This window comes from Ruegeria sp. CK3 (assembly GCF_056536565.1).
In genome coordinates, this window is the sequence record NZ_JBQFPV010000025.1 from 1 (window position 1) to 4,470 (window position 4,470).

General features: G+C 62.4%; 3 protein-coding genes. All 3 read left to right on the top strand.

Features of this window, described 5'->3' with window-relative positions:
- Window positions 1–1,088, top strand: a 1,088-nt coding sequence (gene gcvT, locus ACR0C3_RS23185; protein ID WP_480760767.1) for a glycine cleavage system aminomethyltransferase GcvT, incomplete at its 5' end; no start/stop codon positions are given.
- An 18-nt stretch (window positions 1,089–1,106) separates the two neighbouring features.
- Window positions 1,107–1,472: a glycine cleavage system protein GcvH gene (gene gcvH, locus ACR0C3_RS23190; protein WP_170381008.1), complete on the top strand. Its 366-nt coding sequence runs from the start codon at window positions 1,107–1,109 to the stop codon at window positions 1,470–1,472.
- A 115-nt stretch (window positions 1,473–1,587) separates the two neighbouring features.
- Complete coding sequence (gene gcvP, locus ACR0C3_RS23195) at window positions 1,588–4,443, top strand: aminomethyl-transferring glycine dehydrogenase (RefSeq protein ID WP_480760769.1); 2,856 nt, start codon at window positions 1,588–1,590, stop codon at window positions 4,441–4,443.
- Window positions 4,444–4,470: the final 27 nt, after the last annotated feature.

A 4,470-nucleotide genomic window follows, 5' to 3' on the forward strand; every position in this document is an offset into this window, starting at 1 on the left:
CACCGAATCGCACTCCACTTTACTCTCTTCATGTTGAGTTGGGTGGCAAGATGGTTGATTTTGCGGGCTGGGAGATGCCTGTTCAGTATCCGTTGGGGATTATGGGGGAGCATAAGCAGTGTCGTGAGAAGGCGGCGGTGTTTGATGTGAGTCATATGGGTCAGGTGATCCTGCGCGGTGAGAATGTGGGCGAGAAGCTCGAGGCGCTTTGCCCGCAGGCCTATGCAACGCTGAAGGAAGGCAAGGCGCGGTACGGGTTCTTTACGAATGAAGACGGAGGGATCATGGATGACCTGATCGTGTCGAACGCGGGGGATCACTACTTTGTGGTGGTGAACGCGGCGCTGCGCCATCAGGACATTCCGCATATGCGCGAGCACCTCGAAGGCGTCGAAGTGACCGAGATCTTCGACCGCGCGCTGGTGGCCGTGCAGGGGCCCAAAGCCGAAGACGTGGTGGGCGCACTCTGCCCTGCCGCGCGGGATCTGAAGTTCATGGAAACCACCGTGGCCGATATCAACGGCGTCGAATGCCGTATCTCGCGTCTGGGCTATACCGGTGAGGACGGCTACGAGATCTCGATCCCTGAGGACAAGGCGATTGAGATCACCCGCGCTTTCCTGGCGCATGAGGATTGTGAAGCGGCCGGTCTGGGCGCGCGCGACAGCCTGCGGCTGGAGGCGGGGCTGTGCCTCTATGGTAATGACATTGACCAGAGCACCTCGCCCATCGAAGCCTCGCTGAGCTGGGCGATCCAGAAGCGCCGCAAGGAAGAGGGCGGGTTCCCGGGGGCCGAGCGCATCCAGAGAGAGCTGGCCGAGGGCGCATACCGCAAGCTGGTGGGCATCAAGCCCGAGGGCCGCGCGCCTGCTCGTCAGGGCGTTGAGATCCAGTGCACGGAAGGCAATACGATTGGCCAGATCACCTCGGGCGGGTTTGGCCCGACGGTCGGTGGCCCCGTTGCGATGGGCTATGTTTCCGCAGGCCATGGTGAGCCGGGCGAGACCGTCAATCTGATCATTCGGGGCAAGCCACAACCGGCCGAGATCGTGGCGCTGCCCTTCGTTACCCAGAATTACAAGCGTTGAAGTCAGGAGAGAGACAAGATGGCAACCTATTATTCCGAAGAGCACGAGTGGATCGACGTGAATGGCGACACAGCCACTCTGGGCATCACCAAACATGCCGCCGAGCAGCTGGGCGATGTGGTCTTCGTGGAACAGCAGGAAGTGGGTGACGAGTTCGAGAAAGACGGCGAGATCGGTGTGATTGAATCCGTCAAAGCGGCCTCGGAACTCTATGCCCCGGTTGATGGCGAGATCGTCGAGGTCAACGAGGCGCTGGCCGACAATCCTGGCGCGCTGAACGAAGACCCCGAAGGTGAGGCATGGATCTACAAGATCAAGATCACCGACGCGTCGCAGCTGGAAGATCTGATGGATGAGGCCGGCTACAAGGACTTCATCGGCTGATCCAGACCGGAGCCCTGCACAGGGCTCCGCCCGTTCGGGCCGGACCGGCTCGTGATGATGTATCGGGGGCCTGCGTGGTCTCCGCCCGACCTGACTTATTCATAGGAGCGCTGCAATGGCTTTCAAACTGACTGACTACGAAGCCTATGACTTTGCCAATCGCCGCCACATTGGTCCCAGTCCGACCGAGATGCGCGACATGCTCAAGGTGATCGGCTTCAAGACGCTGGACCAACTGATCGACGCCACCGTCCCGCCGGCGATCCGCCAGAAAGAGCCGCTGGACTGGGGTCCGGCGATGACCGAGCGCGATGCGCTGTTCTACATGAAAGAGGTGGCGAGCAAGAACAAGGTTCTGACCTCGCTGATCGGTCAGGGCTATTACGGCACCACCACGCCCGCGCCGATCCTGCGCAACATTCTGGAAAACCCGGCCTGGTACACCGCCTACACGCCTTATCAGCCCGAGATCAGCCAGGGCCGTCTTGAGGCGCTGTTGAACTTCCAGACCATGGTCAGCGACCTGACCGGGCTGGACGTGGCCAACGCATCGCTGCTCGACGAAGCCACAGCGGCGGCCGAAGCCATGGCGATGGCCAAGCGCGGTGGCCGGTCCAAGGCCAACAACGCGGCCTTCTTTGTTGACAAGAACTGCCACCCGCAAACCATCGCGGTGATCAAAACCCGCGCTGAGCCTCTGGGCATCGACGTGCAAGTCGCCGATCCGGACACGCTGGATGCAGGTGCTGTCTTTGGCGCGATCTTCCAATACCCCGGCACCCACGGCCATGTGCGCGACTTCACCAAGGAAATCGCAGCGCTGCACGAACACAAAGCCATCGCCATCGTGGCGGCCGACATCCTGTCGCTGGCGCTGCTGAAGTCACCGGGTGAGATGGGTGCCGACATTGCCATCGGCTCGACCCAGCGCTTTGGCGTTCCGATGGGTTATGGTGGCCCGCACGCCGCCTATATGGCGACCACTGATAAGCTGAAGCGGTCCATGCCGGGCCGGATCATCGGCGTCAGCATCGACAGCCGCGGCAACAAAGCGTATCGCCTCGCGCTGCAAACCCGCGAGCAACATATTCGCCGCGAGAAAGCGAACTCGAACGTCTGTACTGCGCAGGCGCTGCTGGCGGTGATTGCCTCGATGTATGCGGTCTATCACGGCCCCGATGGCATCAAGGCCATCGCGCAATCGGTACACCGCAAGACCTCGCGCCTGGCGGCTGGTTTGGAAGAGGCGGGCTTCTCGGTCGAACCCGAGGTGTTCTTCGACACCATCACCGTTGAGGTCGGCCACCTGCAGAAGACCGTCATGGAGGCCGCCGTCGCCCGGGGCGTCAACCTGCGCAAGGTCGGCGATACACGTGTGGGCATCAGCCTGGACGAACAGACCCGGCCCGAGACCATCGAAGCCGTCTGGGGGGCCTTTGGTATCGACAAGACAGACGACAGCTCGAACAAGCAGTACCGCCTGCCGGACTACGCGCTGCGCGAGACGCCGTATCTGACCCACGAGATCTTCCACAAGAACCGGGCCGAGGCCGAGATGACCCGCTATATGCGCCGTCTGGCCGACCGCGACCTGGCGCTGGACCGGGCGATGATCCCGCTGGGCTCGTGCACCATGAAGCTGAACGCCACGATCGAGATGATCCCGGTCACCTGGCCCGAGTTCGGCAATCTGCACCCGTTCTGCCCTGAAGATCAGGCGCAGGGCTATCACGAGATGATTGCCGATCTGAACGACAAGCTGTGCCAGATCACCGGCTATGATGCGATCTCCCAGCAGCCCAACTCGGGCGCGCAGGGCGAATATGCAGGCCTGCTGACCATCCGTAACTATCACTTTGCCCGCGGCGAAGGGCACCGCAATGTCTGCCTGATCCCAACCTCGGCGCACGGGACCAACCCGGCCTCGGCGCAGATGGTGGGCTGGCAGGTGGTGCCGGTGCAGGCGGATGAGAATGGCAATATCGACCTGAACGACTTCCGCGCCAAGGCCGAGAAGCACTCGGAACATCTGGCCGGCTGCATGATCACCTACCCCTCGACCCATGGCGTGTTCGAGACCACCGTGCAGGAGGTCTGCCAGATCACCCATGACCATGGCGGCCAGGTCTATATCGACGGCGCCAACATGAACGCCATGGTAGGCCTGTCGCGTCCCGGTGACATTGGCGGCGATGTCAGCCACCTGAACCTGCACAAGACCTTCTGCATCCCGCATGGCGGGGGCGGTCCCGGCATGGGTCCAATCGGCGTCAAGGCTCACCTGACCGAACACCTGCCCGGCCATCCGGAATACGGCACCGCCGTGGGTCCGGTCTCGGCGGCACCCTTCGGGTCTCCGTCCATTCTGCCGGTCAGCTGGGCCTATGTGCTGCTGATGGGTGGCGCGGGTCTGACGCAGGCGACCAAAGTGGCGATCCTGAACGCCAACTACATCGCGGCGCGTCTGCAGGATGCCTATCCGATCCTCTACACCTCCGAGACCGGTCGTGTGGCGCATGAATGCATCCTCGACACCCGTCCGCTGGACGAGGCGGCGCATGTGACCGTGGATGACGTCGCCAAACGTCTGGTCGACAGCGGCTTCCACGCGCCGACCATGTCCTGGCCGGTGGCGGGCACCCTGATGGTGGAGCCAACAGAGTCGGAACCCAAGGACGAGCTGGACCGCTTCTGCGACGCCATGCTCTCGATCCGGGCCGAGGCGCAGGACATCATGGACGGCAAGATCGACGCGGAGAATAACCCGCTGAAAAACGCCCCCCACACGGTGCGCGATCTGGTCGGCGACTGGGACCGCCCCTACACCCGCGAACAGGCCTGCTTCCCTCCGGGCTCCATGGGCGTCGACAAATACTGGTCCCCCGTCAACCGCGTCGACAACGCATACGGTGACCGAAACCTTGTCTGCACATGCCCACCAATGGAAGCATACGAAGAAGCCGCAGAGTGAAACAACAAACCCCGCCGAAAGGCGGGG

Bases quoted from the DNA above. Each gene is read 5' to 3' on its own strand.
- gcvP (WP_480760769.1), top strand. From the start codon at position 1,588: ATGGCTTTCAAACTGACTGACTACGAAGCCTATGACTTTGCCAATCGC.
- gcvH (WP_170381008.1), top strand. From the start codon at position 1,107: ATGGCAACCTATTATTCCGAAGAGCACGAGTGGATCGACGTGAATGGC.